At 39.6% G+C, this 20,989-nt stretch carries 18 protein-coding genes; 6 read left to right on the top strand and 12 right to left on the bottom strand.

Going from position 1 to position 20,989, the window contains the following annotated elements; all coding sequences use genetic code 11:
• The first annotated feature begins 65 nt into the window (after positions 1 to 65).
• From ACZ5L8_RS07050 to ACZ5L8_RS07040, 3 genes are all read left to right on the top strand, one after another.
• On the top strand, positions 66 to 812 hold the full coding sequence (locus ACZ5L8_RS07050) for a DUF5995 family protein (RefSeq protein ID WP_464440554.1): 747 nt from the start codon (positions 66 to 68) through the stop codon (positions 810 to 812).
• A 171-nt stretch (positions 813 to 983) separates the two neighbouring features.
• Complete coding sequence (locus tag ACZ5L8_RS07045) at positions 984 to 4,001, top strand: tetratricopeptide repeat protein (RefSeq protein WP_464440553.1); 3,018 nt, start codon at positions 984 to 986, stop codon at positions 3,999 to 4,001.
• Between the two features lie 76 nt (positions 4,002 to 4,077).
• Complete coding sequence (locus tag ACZ5L8_RS07040) at positions 4,078 to 5,826, top strand: TonB-dependent receptor (protein WP_464440552.1); 1,749 nt, start codon at positions 4,078 to 4,080, stop codon at positions 5,824 to 5,826.
• Positions 5,827 to 5,909: 83 nt separating this feature from the next.
• Here the strand turns inward: ACZ5L8_RS07040 and ACZ5L8_RS07035 are convergent, their stop codons facing one another.
• From ACZ5L8_RS07035 to ACZ5L8_RS06985, 11 genes are all read right to left on the bottom strand, one after another.
• Positions 5,910 to 6,374 carry a GNAT family N-acetyltransferase gene (locus ACZ5L8_RS07035; RefSeq protein ID WP_462598090.1) on the bottom strand — a complete coding sequence of 155 codons (465 nt, stop codon included), beginning with the start codon at positions 6,372 to 6,374 and terminating at the stop codon, positions 5,910 to 5,912.
• A 62-nt stretch (positions 6,375 to 6,436) separates the two neighbouring features.
• Positions 6,437 to 7,447: a cellulase family glycosylhydrolase gene (locus ACZ5L8_RS07030; RefSeq protein WP_464440551.1), complete on the bottom strand. Its 1,011-nt coding sequence runs from the start codon at positions 7,445 to 7,447 to the stop codon at positions 6,437 to 6,439.
• Positions 7,448 to 7,492: 45 nt separating this feature from the next.
• Positions 7,493 to 8,572 carry a 3-oxoacyl-ACP synthase III family protein gene (locus ACZ5L8_RS07025; protein WP_464440550.1) on the bottom strand — a complete coding sequence of 360 codons (1,080 nt, stop codon included), beginning with the start codon at positions 8,570 to 8,572 and terminating at the stop codon, positions 7,493 to 7,495.
• Positions 8,573 to 8,629: 57 nt separating this feature from the next.
• Positions 8,630 to 9,400 carry a creatininase family protein gene (locus ACZ5L8_RS07020; RefSeq protein WP_464440549.1) on the bottom strand — a complete coding sequence of 257 codons (771 nt, stop codon included), beginning with the start codon at positions 9,398 to 9,400 and terminating at the stop codon, positions 8,630 to 8,632.
• Between the two features lie 68 nt (positions 9,401 to 9,468).
• On the bottom strand, positions 9,469 to 10,107 hold the full coding sequence (locus tag ACZ5L8_RS07015) for a YdeI/OmpD-associated family protein (RefSeq protein ID WP_464440548.1): 639 nt from the start codon (positions 10,105 to 10,107) through the stop codon (positions 9,469 to 9,471).
• A 105-nt stretch (positions 10,108 to 10,212) separates the two neighbouring features.
• Positions 10,213 to 13,575, bottom strand: coding sequence for a preprotein translocase subunit SecA (gene secA / locus ACZ5L8_RS07010; RefSeq protein ID WP_464440547.1), 3,363 nt, complete (start codon positions 13,573 to 13,575; stop codon positions 10,213 to 10,215).
• 95 nt (positions 13,576 to 13,670) lie between these two features.
• Complete coding sequence (locus ACZ5L8_RS07005; RefSeq protein ID WP_462598095.1) at positions 13,671 to 13,892, bottom strand: DUF2795 domain-containing protein; 222 nt, start codon at positions 13,890 to 13,892, stop codon at positions 13,671 to 13,673.
• A gap of 152 nt (positions 13,893 to 14,044) precedes the next feature.
• Positions 14,045 to 14,617, bottom strand: a complete 573-nt coding sequence (locus tag ACZ5L8_RS07000; RefSeq protein WP_464440546.1) for a cob(I)yrinic acid a,c-diamide adenosyltransferase — start codon at positions 14,615 to 14,617, stop codon at positions 14,045 to 14,047.
• A gap of 2 nt (positions 14,618 to 14,619) precedes the next feature.
• On the bottom strand, positions 14,620 to 14,811 hold the full coding sequence (locus tag ACZ5L8_RS06995) for a hypothetical protein (protein WP_464440545.1): 192 nt from the start codon (positions 14,809 to 14,811) through the stop codon (positions 14,620 to 14,622).
• An 11-nt stretch (positions 14,812 to 14,822) separates the two neighbouring features.
• The gene (locus tag ACZ5L8_RS06990) at positions 14,823 to 15,857 is read right to left on the bottom strand and encodes an RluA family pseudouridine synthase (RefSeq protein WP_464440544.1); all 1,035 of its coding nucleotides are present in this window, start codon (positions 15,855 to 15,857) and stop codon (positions 14,823 to 14,825) included.
• On the bottom strand, positions 15,844 to 16,488 hold the full coding sequence (locus ACZ5L8_RS06985) for a PASTA domain-containing protein (RefSeq protein ID WP_464440543.1): 645 nt from the start codon (positions 16,486 to 16,488) through the stop codon (positions 15,844 to 15,846). The genes ACZ5L8_RS06990 and ACZ5L8_RS06985 overlap by 14 nt, the downstream gene beginning before the upstream one ends.
• Before the next feature lie 143 nt (positions 16,489 to 16,631).
• Between ACZ5L8_RS06985 and ACZ5L8_RS06980 the strand changes: the two genes are divergently transcribed.
• Genes ACZ5L8_RS06980 through ACZ5L8_RS06970 form a run of 3 tightly spaced genes read left to right on the top strand, consistent with a single transcriptional unit; the run spans position 16,632 to position 18,919 of the window.
• The gene (locus tag ACZ5L8_RS06980) at positions 16,632 to 17,621 is read left to right on the top strand and encodes a D-alanine--D-alanine ligase (RefSeq protein ID WP_464440542.1); all 990 of its coding nucleotides are present in this window, start codon (positions 16,632 to 16,634) and stop codon (positions 17,619 to 17,621) included.
• Between the two features lie 24 nt (positions 17,622 to 17,645).
• Positions 17,646 to 18,101 carry a pantetheine-phosphate adenylyltransferase gene (gene coaD / locus ACZ5L8_RS06975; protein WP_464440541.1) on the top strand — a complete coding sequence of 152 codons (456 nt, stop codon included), beginning with the start codon at positions 17,646 to 17,648 and terminating at the stop codon, positions 18,099 to 18,101.
• Positions 18,102 to 18,151: 50 nt separating this feature from the next.
• Positions 18,152 to 18,919: a peptidase associated/transthyretin-like domain-containing protein gene (locus ACZ5L8_RS06970; RefSeq protein WP_464440540.1), complete on the top strand. Its 768-nt coding sequence runs from the start codon at positions 18,152 to 18,154 to the stop codon at positions 18,917 to 18,919.
• Here ACZ5L8_RS06970 and ACZ5L8_RS06965 read toward each other — a convergent pair.
• The gene (locus ACZ5L8_RS06965) at positions 18,916 to 20,988 is read right to left on the bottom strand and encodes a TonB-dependent receptor family protein (RefSeq protein WP_464440539.1); all 2,073 of its coding nucleotides are present in this window, start codon (positions 20,986 to 20,988) and stop codon (positions 18,916 to 18,918) included. The genes ACZ5L8_RS06970 and ACZ5L8_RS06965 overlap by 4 nt on opposite strands.
• Position 20,989: the final 1 nt, after the last annotated feature.

Genomic DNA, 20,989 nt, shown 5'->3' with positions numbered 1-20,989 from the left:
GTGTTTTATGTAGTCAAAATGCAAATATTCAATATTTTAGCTTCTGTAAACTAACCAATCTAAACATGTCTCTAAACACAATTGATGATGTAATTACTCATCTTAATCTCATCATTACTGCCGAAAAGCAACGATCTTCCTGTCTTGTTTTCTTTCCTATTCTTTATAAAGCGGTGACCGTGCGTGTAAAAGAGGGAATTGCAAACAACGAGTTTAGCAACGGCCCGCGTATGGAAAAACTAGATGTGATCTTTGCAAAACGATACATTGATGCGCACACTTCTTATCGTGCTGGCGAGGCATGCACACAAAGTTGGTTTGAAGCTTTTGAGGCTGTGAACCATAAAAATTTGTTGATCATTCAGCATTTGTTATTGGGTATCAATGCGCATATCAATCTTGATCTTGGTATCGCAGCTTCTCAAACAATGGCTGATAATGATCTAGCCGATTTTGAGGATGATTTTAATAAAATAAATGAGATCCTTGCTAGTATGGTGGCCGGTGTAAAAGACAAGATAAAGAAGGTTTCTCCCATGTTCAGTCTGTTTGAAAAACTCACAAAAGGCAAAGAAGACAAAGTAGTTTCCTTTAGTATAAATATTGCGCGAGATGGCGCTTGGCTATTTGCAAATGAGTTTCATAATGCGCATGATAAAGAGAGATCTATACGAGATCGTGATGGTGTTATTTTGGCTGTAGCCAAAAAAATAATCTCTCCAAAAAGTAAGCTAGTGAACTTCTTGATGAAGGTTGTGAAGTTCTTTGAGCAAAAAGACACAGCTGCTATTTGCCTAATTATGGAAAAATAAAACAAAGCTCTTCTGTTTGTGCTTCAGTATCTTACCTTATAAACAGTGTATGTTAAAAAAACACCTTTAACAACCACATAATTAAACCGATTTTGTAACGTTAAAATACAGGGCAAGCCCGTATCTTTACGGTATGGCATAGCCGCTAAACCAGACATTAAATTTCGCCGTATGCGTCATAAAATTTTATTCTTTTGCTTACTGGGAATGTTGACTTTCCCTACCATATATGGTCAAAAATCTGCTGCTTATACTAATGATCTTGTGAAGTTTAACAAGGCGTTATCTCTTTATAATAGCAAGCAATATTTAGCTTCTCAAACACTTTTTGAGGAAGTAAAAAACTCAACTAATGATCCCACGATAGAAGGTGATTGCGCATACTATGTTGCTAATGCGGCAGTGCGTTTAAATCAAGCGGGAGCTGATCAAAAAATGCAAGAATTTGTGGATGATTACCCCACAAGTACAAAGCGTAACTCAGCTTACAAAGATGTAGCCGATTATTATTTTGAAAATGCGCGTTACCCTAATGCAAAACGCTGGTATGAAAAAGTTGATCTAGGAAGTCTAAACTGGCGAGAACTTGATCGCTATAACTTCAATATGGGTTATGTGCATTTAAGAACACGTCAACCAGAGCAAGCTAAAGTGTATTTTGATCGTGTGATCCATTCTCCAGAATTTGGTGAGCAGGCAAAATACTATGAAGGTTTTATCGCTTATGAGAATGATGATTATGAGAAAGCGACAGAGTTTTTTAATCAAGTAGAGGCAGAGGGCGGTAATAAAGAAGACTTAACGTATTTTAAAGCTGATCTTAACTTCAAGCAAGGAAATTTTGATGAAGCGATCAAGCTGGGTAAAGAACAATTATCATCTGCAACTCCGCAAGAAGCGAGTGAGATCAATAAGATCATTGGTGAAAGTTATTTTAATATGGGGCAGTTTGATGAAGCGCTTCCATATTTAAAGAAATATCGTGGTAAACGTGGTCGCTGGACTAACAATGATTACTATCAGTTAGGATATGCGTATTATAAGCAAGGCGATTATGAGTCAGCGATCAATGAGTTTAACAAGATCATTGGTGGTAAAAATAGTGCGGCGCAAAATGCTTTTTATCATTTGGCGGATGCCTACTTACAAACAGACCGCAAGCAAGAAGCTCTTAATGCGTTTAGAAACGCATATCAAATGGACTTTGAGCCAAAGATCAAAGAAGATAGCGGTTTGAACTATGCAAAGCTTAGTTATGAAATAGGTAATGCTTATGAGCCAACGCCAACCGTAATTGTAAACTATCTTGATTCTTATCCAGATTCTCCTAAGAGACAAGATCTAGAAGCACTTTTAATAGATAGTTATATCACATCTAAGAATTATGCGCAGGCAATGCAATTGCTTGAAAACAATAGAAACTTTAATGATAAAGTCGCTTACCAAAAAGTTGCTTTTTACAGAGGTATAGAATTATATAACGAAGGTAATTATGCAGAAGCGATCACAAATTTTGATAAAAGTTTAAGCGAGCCACGCACGCCAGACTTTACCGCTCGTGCGCTTTACTGGAAGGCAGAGAGCGAGTACAGCCTTAACCGTTATGAAGATGCTGTGTTGACGTATAAGCAATTCAGTCAGAATGCGGCGGCTAAGAATTTACCTGAGCAAAAGGAGGTGAACTATAATATCGCTTACACTTACTTCCAGAAAAAGAATTATGAAGAAGCTGCAAACTACTTTGATAAATATGTAAAATCTAATCCTGATGATGAGGTGCGTTTACCAGATGCTTACATGCGTTTAGGAGATAGCTATTTTATAAGCAGTAAATATTGGCCTGCGATGGAAGCGTATAATGCTGCTGTTTCTAGCGGAACTTCAGATAGAGCATACGCTACTTTTAAAAAGGCGATAAGTTATGGTTTTGTGGATCGTAACAATCAGAAGATCGAAAATCTAAGAAACTTTGATAGTGATTTTCCAGACAGCAGTTATAAAGACGATGCGCTTTATGAGCTTGGGAATACGTACGTTTCGCTGCAGCGAAATAATGACGCACTTGCTGCTTATGATAAATTAATTCGTACGATACCTAACAGTAAGTTTGTGGCAAAGGCAATGCTTAAAAAAGCGTTGATCTACGATAATACAACAAGAAGTCAAGATGCTCTTAACCTGTTTAAGCGCGTAGCAGAAGAATACCCAGGAACTCCAGAAGGCGTTCAAGCGGTGGCTTCTGCAAAATTGATCTACATAGACATGGGCAAAGTAGATGAATACGGTCGCTGGGCAAATGACTTAGATTACGTTTCTGTAGAAGATTCTGAGTTGGATGATGCGGCTTACGCTTCTGCTGAGAAGAACTTTGTAGATGGCGATAGCGGTGCAGCGATCACACAATATGAAAAATACTTAAGAGATTACCCTACCGGTCAACGTGCGCTTGAAGCTCACTTTAGATTGGGTCAACTATATTATGCAAAAGAGCAGTTTGATAAAAGTACACCGCATTATCAATTTGTGATAGATAAAGAACGCAGTGAATTCACAGAAGAAGCTCTAGCGCGTCTAGGTCAGATACAATTATCTAATAGAAATTATACTGCTGCAGCGCCATTGCTTCAACGTCTGGAAGCAGAAGCTGATATTCCACAGAACATCATTTTTGCGCAAAGTAACTTGATGAAGTCTTACTACGAGTTAAAGAAGTATGACAAAGCAGTGAATTATGCAGAGAAGGTTTTGGCGAATGCCAAAATTGATAACAAAGTAAAAAGCGACGCACAGGTAATCATTGCTCGTAGCGCAATGAAAACTAACAATGAGCCGCGCGCAAAACAAGCGTATGCTGAGGTGATGAAGATCGCTACTGGCGAACTTGCGGCTGAAGCGTTATACTACGACGCATACTTTAAAAACAAAGCGGCAGATTACAAAGGCTCTAATGAGTCTGTGCAAAAATTGGCAAAAGATTATAGCGGCTACAAGCTGTATGGCGCTAAAGGTTTGATCTTAATGTCTAAGAATTTCTATGCGCTTAAAGATGCTTACCAAGCCACATATATCTTAGAGAATGTGATTAAGAATTTTGCTGACTTCCCAGAAGTTACTGCAGAGGCTAAGCAAGAACTTGCAAGGATAAAGGCAGAAGAAGCAAGAACAAATTCATCAATAGAAGAAAATTAATCCGGGCATAGATTTTTTCGCTTAAAGCGAAAAGAACAAAAAAACAATTATTGACCTACCAGTTATTACCGAAAATATGTTCAAGAAAGTAAAATATATATTGTTATTAAGCGGAATGTTCCTAACTGCGTTTTCTGGCTTTGCTCAGGATGAAGAGGAGAACTTAGGTACCGAAGTTGTGAACGTTGTAAAACCGTATACGCCAGAAATAGGTGAGGCGTTTAAAGTAAAATCTACTCCGCAGCTTAATGACTCTGTGAATACGGCCAAAAAGAAAGTGACTTATGGCATTTACTCTGTGCCTGTGGCTTCAACGTTTACACCAGAAAAAGGGCAAGCGGCTGAGGTAGAAAAAGCAAAACCGGTGAAGTTGTATGATAATTATGTGACGTTAGGTTTTGGTACGTATAGCAGCATTTTGGCAGAGTTTTATTCAAATTTTGAGATCGATAGAAATAAGAATTTTGGGATCTATTTGAATCATAATTCTAGCCAGGGACAAATAGAAGGTGTGGATCTTGATGATCAATTTTACGACTCAGATCTTAACTTAAATTACAGTTCTTATGATCGTGATCTTAACTGGCGCACAGATCTGGATGTTGAGCACGGCTATTACAACTGGTATGGTATAGATAATGAAACGCTTGTAGATCCAGAAGTTTTTAAACTTATTGAGCCAGGACATAGTTTCTACGGCGCGGCTTTAAGCGGTAATCTAGATATTAATGAAGGTTTCTTTGAAGGCGGTAATGCAAATATCCAATACTTTGGTGATTCTTTTAGCAGCAGTGAATTAAGAGCAATTGTTGCACCGCGTATTAACTTTGACATTACAGATGAACATCTTTTCTTAGATCTTAAGTTAGACTACGTCAATGGAAGTTTTGACCGTAATTATGCAAACTCTCAAGAGATCGCGTATAGTCATCTTAACGTTTCTGCAAATCCTAGTTTACAGATCTTGCGTGATGATCTTACCTTAAATCTTGGTGTTTCTGCAGCGATGAATATGGACGGCGAGAAAAGCGAAACCAACTTTTATCTGTACCCTAAAGCCAATGCGTCTTATAGAGTAGTAGATGAATATTTTATCGCTTATGCAGGTGTAGAAGGAGAATTACAGCAAAACACGTATAGAGATCTTGCAAAAGAGAATCCGTTTATATCTCCTACGATAGACAGTATAAAACCTACAGATCAGCAGTATGATGCATACTTGGGAATTAAAGGTAAACTAAGCAGCAACCTGAGCTATAATTTAAGAGGTAGCTACATCGCTCAAAATAACAGAACGCTTTACAAATACAATCCGCGTTATGATAATGGCACGGGTAGCCAAGGCAATGAGGGTTATCAATTTGGGAACAGTTTTAATGTTGTGTTTGATGATGTGGAGACCTTTTCTGTATTCGGTGAACTTAATTATGACTTGAGTAATCTTAAGTTACGTGTAAATGGTGAGGCCTTTACTTATGACACCACAAACGAAGCAGAAGCATGGAATTTACCAACGTTTAAAGCATCATTCTTTGCAGATTATCAAGCTACAGAACATTGGTTCGGCGGTGTACAATTATTTTATGTAGGCGAAAGAATGGACGAATTCAATATTGTGGGTCCAGGTATAAATTCTTTTCCGTACACAAAAACCCTTGAAAGTTATTTTGATGCAAACGTGCATTTAGGATATCGCTTTAATGATCAATTAAGCGTATTTGCGAGAGGTAATAATTTACTTAATAACAACTATGAGCGCTGGATGAATTTCCCAGTTCAAGGCATTCAGGTTATTGCTGGAGCGACGTATAAGTTCGATTGGTAAACCCGATCATCATATAAAAATAAAACCTCCTTTAGTGGGAGGTTTTTTTATTTGGCTTAAAGCCAAAAAACTATTTTCTACAGCTATAAAGTCTTGCCATACTTCGTCATATCTGGTTTAAAACCTAGCGACGAATAAAGACTTCGCGCCTTATCGTTATCATTGAAAACATTGAGCGTGAGTAAAGAATATCCATTTTCTTTAGTCCATTCTTCTGCTTTGCTCATGAGCATTTTACCGATGCCTTTGCCGCGAGCATCAGGCGAAACGATAATGTCTGCGATGTGGCCGTGTGGCTCAGGATGATAATAATCTGTACCAACTTCCAGAAATATAAAACCCAGTTGCTGGTCGCCTTCTTCTGCGATGTAAATGGCGTTATCTTTGTTGCCTTCTTCAATCTCGGCTTTAAGGATCTTTTTGTCAATATCTAGCATCACCTTAGGATCTCTCCAGTGCGGAAGTTCAGGATCTGCAAGGCTTGGAAGTAATCGCATTATAAATTCGGTGTCACTTTTTCTAACGCGACGTATTTGTATTTCGGGCATAGTTTGATTTCTTAAACTCTAAAGTTATAACAATTTTTAGAGGTTGTAAATCGCGCTGTTTATTAGTTGCTTAGGTAAGATTTAAAAGTCGTTCCCCAGAATAGATTGTTGTTCTCATTAGGGAGGAGATCGTTGTTTAAAAGCGCATTTTGATCATCGCTATTCGCATTAAAAACCCATGCAAGAACGGAGATATTTAATTTTTTGGCTGCAGCTAAAAAGTGCTCCACAGGCATTAATCCGCTACTATTTATTACGCCAATTTCACCAAAGATCACCGGGATCTTTGCATCTTGAATCTTTGTAAGCCTATTTTCAATTTCTAGTTGAGAATTATCAAGAAGCCATTTTTCATAAGCGTGAAGATCAAAAAGTAGATTAGAAAATTCAGCCTGAAGTTGGGAAGCCTGTTCAAATAAAACCTCTTCACTTTGTCCCTGTGCATTTCCTGGAACTAGAATTATGTTATCAAAACCAGCAATGTTTCGCAGATTACTTACCATCAATCGTATATCAGACAACCACAACTCGTGTGAATAGCTGTTGCCGTTTGTCCAAGAATAGGGTTCATTCCATACTTCGATCCAGACGTCGTCTTGCCCCTTAAAATGCTCAGCGATAGCACGCATTTTAATTAAATATTCATCAAAAAAGGCTTGTGCAGAAGGATTGAGACCTGTGAAAAGAATTTGTTCGCCAGCGTTATTTACCCAACCAAAAGGACATAAAATCGTCACCATACCTAAGCTGCGATTGTGAGCAACGATCTTTTCTAGGCTATGTAGCCATTTGTTCTGAGAAGATAGAATGGCGTCGCCGGTAATGGGTTGTTCCTTCAAATTCCCAATAAATTCTCTACTGATCTTAACGTTCCAAGCTGTGTAAAGATCAGCTTGCATCAACCCGAAAGTTTGTAAAGAGTTTACACCGTTTAAAGTAACAGCTTCGCCGTTGTAAAGAATTTTATCTGCTTGCGTAGAAAAGCCAGATCGTGTTTTATCTTGTTCGATATCTTCGGTTTCGCAACCGGAAATTAAGATAGCAAAAATGACTATTAGCAGTGATCTAAACATAACTCAAGCAGATCGTTTTTGGCTTTAAGCCAAATAAAAACCAACCTAAACCTTATAAACAGCGGCGTTGATATTCATGCCGGCACCCACAGATGCAAAAAGGATAAGATCGCCCTCGTTGAACTGCTGATTTTCCATTTCATTTTTTGAAATAAGATCATAAAGAGTAGGCAAGGTCGCCACAGAAGAGTTGCCGAGCCATGAGATCGTCATTGGCATCACGCCTTCTGGAATATCTTTGATCTCATAAAGATCATATAGCCTTCTCAAGATCGCATCGTCCATTTTACCATTAGCCTGGTGGATCAATACTTTTTTGATCTCGCTAAGATGAACACCGCTTTTTTCAAGGCATGATTTTATGGCTTGTGGTACGTGTTCTAGCGCATATTGATACAGCTTGCGACCATGCATTTTAAGATAGATGTCGTCTTTATTCTCTTCGGTGGTGTTGTATGAACAACCCATGAAAAGCATTTTAGAATGCATGAAAGTGTCTGATCTGGTTTTGTGCGCCAAAATCCCGCTGCGACCATCTGATTCTTCAGCTTGAAGGATTACAGCACCAGCACCGTCAGAATAGATCATACCATCGCGATCATGCGGATCATAAACTCTTGAAAGAATTTCTGCGCCGATGACAAGCACTCGTTTTGCATCTCCAGATTTTATATAATAATCTGCCTGAATTACACCTTGTAACCAACCGGGACAGCCAAAGGTCACATCATAAGCAACACACTCAGGATTCTCGATCTTCAACTTGTGTTTTACTCTAGCCGCAAGACTAGGAACAATATCAGAACGATTGTTGTCGCTTTTTACATCACCAAAATTATGTGCAACGATGATATGATCTAGCGTTTCTTTATCAATGCCTGCATTTTCAATTGCTGCGGCACCTGCAAAAGCAGCAATGTCTGAAGTGACATAGCTATCGCTTGCATAACGTCGCTCTGCAATGGTGGTAATTTCAAGAAATTTATCAATGATCTCTTGATTGTCTTTGTCAAGTTTTTTGGCCCCCGTGCCATAAAATTCTTTAATAAGAAAGGCCTTATTCTTGATTATATTTTTTGGGATGTAGCTTCCGCTACCAGAAATTGTACTGTAAATGGCACTCATAGTTGAAGTTAGCTTTTGCTAAAAAGGTTTGACCAACAAATATAAGGGATTTGTCGCCTATTCGTACATTTCATCAAGATTTGCTTCACAAAGTTCTTGCATTAAATCGCCCATTGCGGTGGTAACATCGTCAAAGAATTTCTTTCCTTTTTCTGCAGAAGCCGCCTTGGGATCGCCTATTCCTGTATCTTCTGATACCTGCGACCATTTGCGTTCTGCCCAGGCCCAGCCTTCTTTAAATGCGCTGATCTTAAATTTTTTGTCTTTCCCAGATCCCCAATGTTCTTTGTCTAAAACCAAATGTGGCTGTAGATGCATGATCATACTCGTTTCCATCTCATCAGCGTGATCGCCTGGATTTTCAAAGTATTTTGAGCGGTCTAGTGTTTGCGGCCAGAATGTAAAACACACGAACATATCTGGGAATTTTAAGCCAAGTTCTCTAACCAGCGGTTTAAAATTGTTACCGCCATGACTGTTAAGGATCATCAGTTTTTTAATGCCTTGCCTGTTGAGAACCGTTGCAATATCTTCAAGGATCTTAAGTTGTGTGCTAGGATTAAGATTGATGTCGAGATAGATGTCGCTTTGTCCCGTATTCACCCCAAAGGGCATCGTAGGTAAAACCATGACTTTAGCTCCTTTTTCCCAAGCCTTTTTCGCAGATTCTGCTGCGACGCCGTCTGCTTCATAAATGTCAGTAGCGTAGGGGAGATGGTAATTGTGCGCTTCTGTGGCGCCCCAAGGTAAGATGGCCAACTCTATTTTTTCATCTTTAAGGGCTTTCCAGTTTGTTTCTGCGAGAATGTATGGTCGTATGGAAGACATAAATTTGTGGATTTATGCTTAAAGATATTGATTTCTTTTCGCTGTAGCGAAAAGATGCTTCACCCGATCTATTTTAAATTCTTATGCGAGCCATCGCAAGTAGGGTAGCGTTTTGAAAGTCCGCAGGTGCAATCATGAATACCATGACCTGCCAGAATGCGATCTACGTATTTTTCTACTCGGCTTGCTCTGGTCTTGGCTTGTTTTGCTCCTGAAATAAACAAGATATATCCTTTTTGTCTTCCCGGGGTGAGCGATTCAAAAGCTTCTTTAAAAGTTATGTCGCTATCTATTTTTGCCTGTAATTCTTCAGGAAATTCATAATCTGAGACTTTTTTTACTTTGACTTTTAATCCTGCTTTTTCAACGTCTACTGCTTGAAAAATGTAAGACTTAATGATGTCCTTCTCTTGCTTGATATCTTCAGCAGCTGTGAATTTTATGAGTCGGCTTGAGTTGCTGTTATCGCCTGGTTTTTCTAATATTTTGTCTGTGTCTTTGAGCAGCGCGCCTTTAAAAAAACCGATGGCGCAATAGTCTTTAAAATTATGAAGTAGAAGTACATTCTTTCTGTTAATGGTGTAGCATGGAGATTTCCATTTGTATTCTTCCGTAAGGCCACAATCTAGAATGATCTGTCGTAGCAACTTAAGTTCTTCTTGCCACGTGTTTATGCGCTCTAGATAATTATCAACGTCTGGATTCATGTGAATGGATTGAGTATTTGAACTTTTCGCGAAAGCGATATGAAAAGTAATAAAAAAAGCCTCTAAAACGGTTGTTTTAGAGGCTTTAAAATGTGTTTTAAAAACTTAGTCTTCTACAATTACCCATTCTCCTTTATCGATCAACGGGATGGCTTGCTTGTACTTCATAGTTTTGTTCTCACCATTCATCACATGCTTTATGGTAACTTTATCGTTACGGCCTATTTTTGGCTTATCGCGAGTGATGGTTTCTGTGATCGCTTGCTGTGGCTGTGTGCGTTGTCCTGCAGCACGGCTTTGTGCAGCGCGCTCATCAAGATTCTGAATTTCTTCTTTAGAAGTTTCGGTCTTCTCTTTAGGACGTTGCGACTGGCGTGCTTCGCGAATCTGGTTTTGATCCTGAACAGGAAGCTCACCTTTAAACAAGAATGAGATCACATCTTTGTTCACCTTCTCGATCATCACCTTAAACAGTTCAAAAGCCTCAAACTTATAGATCAATAAAGGATCTTTCTGCTCGTGAACTGCCAGCTGAACGCTCTTCTTAAGTTCGTCCATTTTGCGAAGGTGCGTTTTCCACGCATCATCGATAATGGCAAGTGTGATGTTCTTCTCAAAGTCGGTTACAAGTTGTTTACCTTCACTCTCGTAAGCGTCTTTAAGGTTTGTTACAACGCGAAGTTCTTTATTACCATCAGAGAACGGCACTACAATACGCTCAAACTTGCTGTCTGGGTTTTCATAAACGTTTCTAATGATAGGGAATGCAGTCTCAGCGTTGCGCTCCATCTTTTCACGATAGTGCGTTAACGCGGCTTTGTAAACGATTCCGGCTAACTTCTGTGCGTTAGTATCTTTAAATTCTTTCTCATCTACCGGACTTGGCATTGAGAAGTATCTTATCAACTCAAACTCAAAATTCTGATAATCTTGAGAAGCTTTGTTGCTTTCTACGATCACTTCTGATGTGTCGTAGATCATATTCGCGATATCCACACGAAGACGCTCACCAAACAATGCATGATATCTACGCTTGTAAATTACCTCACGTTGATTGTTCATCACATCATCATACTCAAGCAAACGCTTACGTACACCAAAGTTATTTTCTTCAACCTTCTTCTGAGCGCGCTCAATAGATTTTGAGATCATCCCATGCTGTATCACTTCACCTTCTTGAAGTCCCATGCGGTCCATAAGTTTGGCCATTCTTTCAGAACCAAAAAGACGCATCAAGTTATCCTCAAGAGATACGTAGAATTGCGAGCTACCTGGATCTCCCTGACGACCACTACGACCACGTAGCTGTCTATCTACACGACGAGAGTCGTGACGCTCTGTACCAATGATCGCAAGACCACCAGCATCTTTTACATCTTTAGTTAACTTAATATCTGTACCACGACCTGCCATGTTAGTAGCGATAGTTACTTGACCAGCTTTACCAGCTTCAGCAACGATATCTGCTTCCTTCTTGTGCAATTTCGCGTTAAGCACATTATGCTGAATCTTACGCAGGGTAAGCATACGGCTTAAAAGTTCAGAGATCTCTACAGAAGTAGTACCTATAAGAATAGGTCTTCCTGCTTTTGTGAGTTCGCTTACCTCTTCAATTACCGCATTGTATTTTTCGCGCTTAGTTTTATAAACTTTGTCATCGCGGTCATCACGTGCGATAGGACGGTTTGTTGGGATCTCAACAACATCAAGTTCATAGATCTCCCAGAATTCACCAGCCTCAGTAACCGCAGTACCCGTCATACCACTTAACTTGCGATACATACGGAAGTAATTTTGAAGCGTCACAGTAGCAAAAGTCTGTGTTGCATCTTCGATCTTCACATTCTCTTTTGCTTCGATCGCTTGGTGTAAACCATCGCTATAACGACGACCATCCATGATACGACCTGTTTGCTCATCTACGATCATTACCTTGTTGTCCATCACCACATACTCAGTATCTTTTTCAAAAAGAGTATATGCTTTGAGCAACTGGTTCATGGTGTGAATACGCTCGCTCTTGATGCTAAAATCACGGAAAAGCTCTTCTTTTTTATCTGCTTTTTCTTCAGGTGAAAAATCAGCGTTATCGATCTTGCTGATCTCCATACCTATTTCTGGCATCACAAAGAAGTCTGGATCATCCTTACCTGAAAGGTGTTCAACACCTTTATCTGTAAGTTCAATTTGATTGTTCTTCTCATCAATCGTGAAATAAAGTTCAGCATCAACCTTAGGCATCTCACGGTTGTTGTCTTGCATGTAGTGATTTTCGGTCTTTTGCAATAATTGCTTAATACCTTCTTCACTTAAATATTTTATAAGGGCTTTATTCTTAGGTAAACCTCTGTAAACTCTAAGTAATTGTAGTGCTCCTTCTTTTGTATCGCCTTCTGCAATTAGTTTTTTGGCTTCCGCCAAAGTGCCTACCAATTGTTTTCTCTGGATATTTACAAGATTGTCAACCAAAGGTTTTAGTTGATCAAACTCATGCTGATCACCTTTTGGCACCGGCCCAGAAATAATAAGCGGAGTACGCGCATCATCTACAAGAACCGAGTCAACCTCATCGACGATCGCATAGTTATGAGGACGCTGAACAAGATCATTAGGAGAGTGAGACATGTTGTCTCTTAGGTAATCAAAACCAAATTCGTTATTCGTACCGTAAGTGATATCTGCTTTGTACGCCTTACGTCTTGAAGCCGAGTTAGGACGATGATAGTCAATACAATCTACAGATAAACCATGAAACTGGAAGATAGGAGCCATCCACGCGCTATCACGTTTAGCAAGATAGTCGTTAACGGTCACGAGGTGCACACCATTTCCCGTAAGGGCATTAAGATAAACCGGAAGCGTTGCAACCAGCGTTTTACCTTCACCCGTTTGCATTTCTGCGATCTTACCTTGATGCATTGCGACACCACCTATAAGCTGCACGTCATAATGAACCATATCCCAAGTTACCTCCTTACCAGCAGCATCCCAACTATTAGCCCAGAATGCTTTGTCATCTTCAAGAGTAACATAATCTTTATCTGCACTAAGCTCACGGTCATAAGCGCTGGCAGTTACTTCGATCTCTGTATTGTCTTTAAAACGCTTAGCGGTTTCTTTTACAACAGCAAAAGCTTCTGGCATGATCTCATTAAGAACATCTTCACTGATCTTGTATGCATCATCCTTTAATGCATCGATCTGTGAGTAGTAGTCCTCTTTCTCATCAATATCATCAGTCTCATCTGCCTTTTTCTCAAGATCTGCCATTTGCGCATTAACGTCGCCTAAGGCATCAGCTATTTTAGCTTTAAAAGCTATAGTCTTAGCTCTAAGTGCATCATGCGAAAGCTTTTCTAGCTCAGCTTCAAAACTTTTGATCTTATCTACGATAGGTCGTATCGCAGCAACATCTTGTTTTGCTTTGTCGCCGACGAAAATTTTTAAAACATTATCGAGTAATCCCATAATTAGGTATGTTTTCGGTATAAAATAGGTTCAAATTTAAACAAAAAAAAAGCCCCTGAAGAGAGACTTTTATAGTGTTTTTGTATAGCTTTTATTTAGTATTCATCCTCGTTCCAGAGGTAATCCTCATCACTAGGATAATCAGGCCAAATCTCATCAATTGAATCATAAGAATCGCCTTCATCTTCCATAGACTGTAGATTCTCTACAACCTCTAGCGGCGCTCCCGTTCTGATCGCATAATCAATTAATTCATCTTTCGTTGCCGGCCAAGGTGCATCGCTTAAGTGAGATGCTAGTTCTAAAGTCCAGTACATAGGTTACGCGTTTTATTTTTTTTGCAAAAATAAATTTTTGAGCGTAATGACCAAATAAATTATCAATTATTTAGAAAAAAATTAAAGAACGTATCCAAGTCCTTAAAAAATAAGGGTTTGATAAAGATTATTGAAGTTAAAATGGTTTTTTACTATTCCTTCTCAGGGATCCATTTAATTTCGTTAACCTGAAGCGTTTTAGTCAACATCCGTGCCAGTACAAACAGATAGTCAGAAAGTCTGTTGAGATATTGAATGATCACTTCTTCTACGGGCGCATTCTCGCTTAAGGTCACACAGTTACGTTCTGCTCTGCGACATACACTTCTGGCTATGTGACAATATGACACAGTTGTGTGTCCGCCTGGGAGAATAAAGTGCGTCATTGGCTCTAATTCTTGCTCCATGCGGTCTATGGCAGTTTCTAAAAATGTAATGTCCTCTTCAGTAATATGTGGGATCTGCAGGCGATCTTTACCGTTTTTTAGTTTGGCTTTTTCAGGGTCTGTAGCAAGTACGGCACCAGCGGTAAAAAGGTCATGTTGCACTTTGAGAAGTTCACTTTTCGCTGCAGCGAAAATATCTTGATCGCGAATAAGACCAATGAAAGAGTTTAATTCATCAAGCGTACCGTATGCCTCGATCCTAATGTGGTTTTTAGGTACTCTGGTACCACCGAAGAGTCCTGTAGTTCCTTTGTCGCCTGTCTTAGTATAAATTTTCAATGCTACTCTTTTTTGCTTTCTTCTTCCTCAATCTCTTTGCGACGCTCCATATAATTGGTTTTAAAATCTCTGCCTCTGCGATCTCGCATTCGGGATTGATTGCGGCGATTATTTGCCATCACAAAAAAGCATAAAACCGCAAGAACACCTACAATGATAATGAGTTTATATTCTTCGGGGATCGCATCAAACATAGAGGTAGATCTTAATTATTAGCGTGTTTAGCATAATTGCGCCACTTCTCGATACACTGCTCCATATCTTCTGGAATGTCTGTGTTGAAGCTCATCCATTTACCGGTTGTGGGATGTTCAAAGCCTAGCGTTTTTGCATGTAGCGCTTGTCGCGGAAGTACTTTAAAACAGTTTTCTACAAACTGCTTGTATTTTGTAAAAGTCGTTCCTTTTAAGATCGCGTCACCACCGTAGCGTTCGTCATTAAAGAGTGTGTGACCTATATACTTCATATGCACACGAATTTGATGCGTACGACCTGTTTCTAGCTTACATGAAACTAGCGTTACATAGCCCAGACGCTCTATAACTTTAAAGTGCGTTACCGCTTCTTTACCTTGGCTACCATCTTCATAAACGGTGTTCCAAAGTCGGTTTTTTGGGTGACGACCTATATGACCTTCTACTGTACCTTCTTCTTCTGCGATATTTCCCCAAACGATAGCAACATACTCGCGCTCGCTGGTTTTATGGAAAAATTGCTTTGCCAGATGTGTCATGGCTTCTTCTGTCTTTGCAACAACAAGAAGTCCGCTAGTGTCTTTGTCAATTCTATGCACTAATCCTGGACGACCGCTACTGTTGTTTGGTAGCTGCTCAAAGTGATGAACTAAAGCATTTACAAGCGTACCGCTATAATTACCATGACCAGGATGAACAACCATGCCCGCCGGTTTATTAACGACAAGAAGGTCATCGTCTTCATAAACGATGTCTAACGGAATATTCTCTGGCGTAAGTAAAAACTCGTATGGTGGATGCTCAAACATCACTTTAACTACGTCGTCTGCCTTTACTTTGTAATTCTGCTTAACGACCTCACCATTTACATGGATGTTACCGTTTTTTGCAGCTTTTTGTATTTTGTTTCGAGTAGCGTTTTCAACGAAGTTCATCAAGAATTTATCCACGCGCAGTGGCTCCTGACCTTTGCCAGCAGTAAAACTGTAATGCTCATACAGTTCATCATCCTGATCATGTTCATTCTCCTCGTTAAAATTCTGCATCTTCTGTATTTTCAGTTGTATTGTCTTCAGCTTCTGGATCAAATTCCTCTCCCGGTGCATTATCGCCATTAGGATTATAGCGCTGACTACCATCGCCTAAAACAAGGTCGATGACAGATTTTCGCGGAAGCCTATCTCCAGCATTTAATTTCTCGCCTTTATGACGAATTTCTAACACCTCATCTTCTGCGATATAAGGCTTATAGGTAATTGTACCAATGGTAAAATCTAGCGCCTCAAGTGTAGGTGTTGCTTGTCTTTTTGTTCTACCCACAATATCAGGGATCTCGATCTTGCGATAGTCTGATGGGTTTAAAACAAGATATATCTGGCGGTTCTCCTTAACAAATTTACCTGCCGCAGGAGATTGCTCTATCACGCTATACTTGGGATAATCTGGATTGTAATTTGCAGAGTCCTGCACTTTATATCTTAGACCGGCATTCTCTAGCTCTTGATCTACAAGATCTAGCGTTAATCTACTAAGATTAGGCACCTCAATGCGTTGATCATGATTAGTAGAACTCTTCAACCAGAATAATAGTAAGAAGACTAAAGCGACAATAAGGATCAAGGCGATGATTATTTGTTTTAAAAATGCCTTGCTAAACAGGAATCGTATAAAACCCATGAATTTTTTGTTTACGGCTACAAACTTAACTTAAATTAAGCTTACCCTCAATTAGGCCATATTTTTTGTGTCAAAAAAATAATAACATTCATTGAGGTAATGACCAATTATGTACTTTTAAACGCAAAATTTTGGCTTTTACTATGCACAAAAAAAATATAGCGGTTCTCATGGGAGGTTTCTCCAGTGAAGTTGATATTTCGCTGCTAAGCGGAAAAACCTTAATGAAGAATCTAGATCCTGATAAATACGAGCCTTACGCTATTGAAATACTTAAAGAAGGATGGATCTGTCGTCTTGAAGATGGTACTTCTGTACCTGTGAATAAGGACGACTTTACGGTGATGATAGAGGATCAGATCGTTTCTTTTTATTGCGTTTTTAATACCATTCATGGTACGCCGGGAGAAGATGGTAAGATGCAAGCCTATTTTGATCTTGTAAACGTTCCTCATACCACTTGCGATTTTTATCAAGCGGCATTGACTTTCAATAAACGTGATTGCATCAGTGTTTTGAGGAAGTTTGGTGTAAAGACCGCAACTAATTATTTCTTGAATAAAGGTGATTTGGTGGATGCTAAGGCAATCGCAGAGACCGTTGGTTTGCCATGTTTTGTAAAAGCAAATAGGGCAGGGAGCAGCTTTGGTGTTTCTAAGGTTTACACCGAAAAGGACATACCCACGGCTGTTGAAAAATCATTTAAAGAAGACGACGAGATCATTATTGAAAGCTTTCTGGAAGGAACAGAAGTTTCAGTAGGTGTGATCAATTACAATGGTGAAGTCCTGGCTTTGCCGGTTACTGAAATCGTGAGCGAAAATGACTTCTTTGATTATGACGCTAAATATTTAGGCAAAAGCCAAGAAATAACACCTGCACGCATCACAGATGAGCAAACAAAGGCTGTACAAGAATTGGCAGTAAAAGTCTTTAAGGTTCTCAAATTAAAAGGAATCACCAGAGCAGAATATATTTTCCATAACGGCGAGCCGCATTTCTTAGAAGTTAACACCACGCCAGGCTTGAGTCCGGCGAGTATCGTGCCACAGCAGGCTAAAGTTGCTGGGATCTCTTTAGCAGATCTTTTTACAAATGTGATAGAGGCCGCGATTGTAGAAAAGAAGAAGTAGCTTTACAACATAAACACGATTATCATGAAAAGAGCAGTTTTTCCAGGGAGTTTTGATCCATTGACGTTAGGTCACTGTGATATTATAGAACGCGGATTGACGCTTTTTGACGAAGTGATCCTTGCGCTGGGTAACAACGCAGCAAAGAATTACATGTTCACAACAGAGGAGCGCGAAGAATTCTTGAGAGCAACCTTTAAAGACGAACCGAGCATTAAAGTCATGAAATATTCTGGTTTAACGGTAGACTTCTGTAAAGAGCAAGACGCCGGTTTTATTCTGCGAGGTTTACGCAATCCAGCCGACTTTGAGTTTGAAAAAGCCATTGCACACACCAATAGAAAACTATCACAAATAGAGACTGTTTTCCTATTGACATCTTCAGGTAAAAGTTACATCTCATCTAGCATTGTGCGTGATGTTATACGCAATGGCGGTGACTATACCATCCTTGTTCCAGATCCTGTGCGCGTAAAATAACTTGCAACATCATATTGCGATACAGGTCTTTAGCATAGACCGATCAAAATATGCAAAAACATTTACTAGCGCTCGCACTATTTATGTGTGTTCATTTGGCTTTCGCCCAAAGTTTTAATGGTATAATCTATGGTGACGACGATGTTGTAGACGGAGCCGTGATCCAGAACATGACCCGTGGAAGCTATGCTATAACAGATAGAGAAGGAATTTTTGAAATACGAGCAGATCTAGAAGATAGTCTGAAGATCTCAGCGGCATTTTACACTTCGCAGTTTATCGTGATCAATAGAAAACACCTCAATGAGAATTGGGTAATAGAACTCAAAGAAAATCTAAACGAACTTGATGAAGTACGCATACAAGATTCAATCGTAGAAATAGAGTTTGACGCCGTGGTAGAGACTCAAAAACTGCAAAAGGTAATTCAAGATGATTATGCAAAAAATCCGTCGCTTTATACACCTGAGCGAATTACAGGAGGCGTAGATTTTATAGGTCTTGCCATAAAAATTATCAAGCTTTTAAAAAGCGACGAGAAGAAAGCCGAAGAAGCAAGATTACCTCCCAGTACATTTAAAGACTTCGCTAAACTCTTTGAAGAAGATAACATGTTTGATGACGCACTTCTTACTGATGATCTCGCTATTCCGCTAGAATATAAAACGCTTTTCTTTGATTATCTGGATAGCCAAAAAATCCCATCAGAGTTGCGGCAGGAAGCAAATTATTTTGAACTTCTGGATAGGCTTTTCACCGAGAGTGAAAACTTCAAAAAACTGCTTGAAACAGCAAAAGCTGAAGCTGAAAAGGACTAGCGAATTTGCATCTTGATACCCACGTAAAAATTGATAGGCTCACCCGGATAATAGAAGCGGGGAGAGGCACCACCAAAACCTACTGCGTTAGGCAGAATTTGAGAAGCATAATCTGTATCAAAAACGTTGTTCACTCCGCCAAAAACATAACCATTTAACAAGTCTGAAAGTCCAAAGCCATAATCCACTCTAAAATTGACTAATTCGTAGCCGCCATAATATACGGTGTTCGCATCGTTCAACGGAGTTTCTCCCACAGACCTAAGGTTAACGTTGAGTTTTAATCCAGAATCATGTTTGGCTTCAAGCCCAAGATTCACCGTGCTTTTTGCAACACCTGTAAGTTCGTTACCAGAGTAATCTGTACCATCATTTACAAACTCATCAAATTTATGATCTGTGAGCGCAAATGATCCATACGGATTGATCGTCCAGGCACCAGCAAGATGCAAATAATTTGCAGTGAATTCAAGGCCGTTGTGGGTGGTTTTCCCAGCATTTACACCTACATATTGATCATTGTCTATGCGTTGCGCAACAATAAGATTTTCAATATCTATGGTGTATGCGGCAATTTCTGTGTAAAGACGATTATTTAACCAATTCAGTTTTAAACCGGCTTCATAATTCACGCCAGTTTCTGGCTTAAGATCTGGGTTTAATTGTCCCTCTGGAGTAAGCGTCTCTGCAACAGAAGGAAGTGAGAAGCCACGGCTTGCTGTAGCGTAAAAATACTTTTTGCGGGCAAATTCATAGTTTAAACTTCCACTAGGCAAGAATTGTCTAGGATAGGTATAAACGCCGCTGCGATCTTCATTTGCTCCATTAAAGCCATCGTCAAGAATGTATCTACTGTGATTGTAGCTCATGCCAAGTTCTGCTTTAAGACGGCGAGCGAGTTGCAGATTAATTTGCGCAAAGAGGTTTAAATATTTTCGGTCTTGTTCTTGAGTACTAAAGGCATCACCTTCTAAACTTCCCATACCATCATTTTCTTGGTACAGATTTTCAAAAAGTTTAAATTCATAATGCTCATCAAAATACTCTACGCCGGCACTGGCTTTCGCCGGAAGGCCAACAAGATCAAAAGCAGAGTTGAATGTACTGCGAATACCAAATGCAAAAGAATTCTCATCAAGAATGTCAAATGGTCGCGGTTCGTAGCCATCTCTTGCATTGAGAAAAACGCTCGTTTTCCAGGTAGTATTTGCTGAAAAATCATGTTTTAATGAAAGTCCGCCGAGTACTTTATCATAAGATTCAAAACCTCTTGCAGCGCCCCAAGTGAAGGCCGCCTTTTCAGGATTGTTATTAAAATCATCTTCGTTTAATGAACTCGGGATGTATGCCTTCACGTGTGTGTAAAGCCCAAATGCAGAAAGTGAGGTTTTTTCTGTGAGATTGGTTTTCGCGTAAAGCGAAACATTCTTACGGTCATACTCGCTATTTGCTCTAAAACCACGTTTATCTAGTTCATAATATCCTACTTGTAAAAAGGATTTGTAAGAAGAGGTGAATGCGCTTACACCGCGCTGCCAGTAGCCGTACGAACCGCCGGAAAAATTAAGGTCAACGCCGGTAACATCTTCTAAAGGCTTTTTAGTTTGAATATTTATCGCTCCGCCGAGGCCAGATCCATAAATATTGCTGCTAGGACCTTTAATGATCTCAATGCGATTGATCATATTAAGATCAATATCTTCTAGAGTGGTTTCACCTTCACCGGTAGTTAATGGTATTCCGTCTAAATAAGCCTTTACACGATTTGTAGAATACTGACTGCGCGCCCCAAGACCGCGAATAGCAATGCGACTGGTGTTTGTCGCTCCTTGCTGCATCTGCACGCCAGGGATCTTGTTCACTTCATTTGCGATCGAAACAACATCGCCACGCTCTATTTTTTCACTGTCTATCAAAGCAACCGAAACCGGAAGTTTGTTTAACGTGTCGCTAATGGGTGTAGAAACAATAAAAACCTCCGGCAGCGCCGCAGGTTTATTTTTTTTGTCAGTCTGCCCGGTTGCATGGTAAGCAACGAGGCAGAGCATAAAGGCTATAATTTTTTTCAAG

The sequence above is a fragment of the Leeuwenhoekiella obamensis genome (assembly GCF_055391795.1).
This window is presented reverse-complemented; position numbering and strand designations above follow the sequence as displayed.

Coding starts and splice junctions, on each gene's coding strand:
- ACZ5L8_RS07050 (WP_464440554.1), top strand. CDS start 66: ATGTCTCTAAACACAATTGATGATGTAATTACTCATCTTAATCTCATC.
- ACZ5L8_RS07045 (WP_464440553.1), top strand. CDS start 984: ATGCGTCATAAAATTTTATTCTTTTGCTTACTGGGAATGTTGACTTTC.
- ACZ5L8_RS07040 (WP_464440552.1), top strand. CDS start 4,078: ATGTTCAAGAAAGTAAAATATATATTGTTATTAAGCGGAATGTTCCTA.
- ACZ5L8_RS07035 (WP_462598090.1), bottom strand. CDS start 6,374: ATGCCCGAAATACAAATACGTCGCGTTAGAAAAAGTGACACCGAATTT.
- ACZ5L8_RS07030 (WP_464440551.1), bottom strand. CDS start 7,447: ATGTTTAGATCACTGCTAATAGTCATTTTTGCTATCTTAATTTCCGGT.
- ACZ5L8_RS07025 (WP_464440550.1), bottom strand. CDS start 8,572: ATGAGTGCCATTTACAGTACAATTTCTGGTAGCGGAAGCTACATCCCA.
- ACZ5L8_RS07020 (WP_464440549.1), bottom strand. CDS start 9,400: ATGTCTTCCATACGACCATACATTCTCGCAGAAACAAACTGGAAAGCC.
- ACZ5L8_RS07015 (WP_464440548.1), bottom strand. CDS start 10,107: ATGAATCCAGACGTTGATAATTATCTAGAGCGCATAAACACGTGGCAA.
- secA (WP_464440547.1), bottom strand. CDS start 13,575: ATGGGATTACTCGATAATGTTTTAAAAATTTTCGTCGGCGACAAAGCA.
- ACZ5L8_RS07005 (WP_462598095.1), bottom strand. CDS start 13,892: ATGTACTGGACTTTAGAACTAGCATCTCACTTAAGCGATGCACCTTGG.
- ACZ5L8_RS06995 (WP_464440545.1), bottom strand. CDS start 14,811: ATGTTTGATGCGATCCCCGAAGAATATAAACTCATTATCATTGTAGGT.
- ACZ5L8_RS06990 (WP_464440544.1), bottom strand. CDS start 15,857: ATGCAGAATTTTAACGAGGAGAATGAACATGATCAGGATGATGAACTG.
- ACZ5L8_RS06985 (WP_464440543.1), bottom strand. CDS start 16,488: ATGGGTTTTATACGATTCCTGTTTAGCAAGGCATTTTTAAAACAAATA.
- ACZ5L8_RS06980 (WP_464440542.1), top strand. CDS start 16,632: ATGCACAAAAAAAATATAGCGGTTCTCATGGGAGGTTTCTCCAGTGAA.
- coaD (WP_464440541.1), top strand. CDS start 17,646: ATGAAAAGAGCAGTTTTTCCAGGGAGTTTTGATCCATTGACGTTAGGT.
- ACZ5L8_RS06970 (WP_464440540.1), top strand. CDS start 18,152: ATGCAAAAACATTTACTAGCGCTCGCACTATTTATGTGTGTTCATTTG.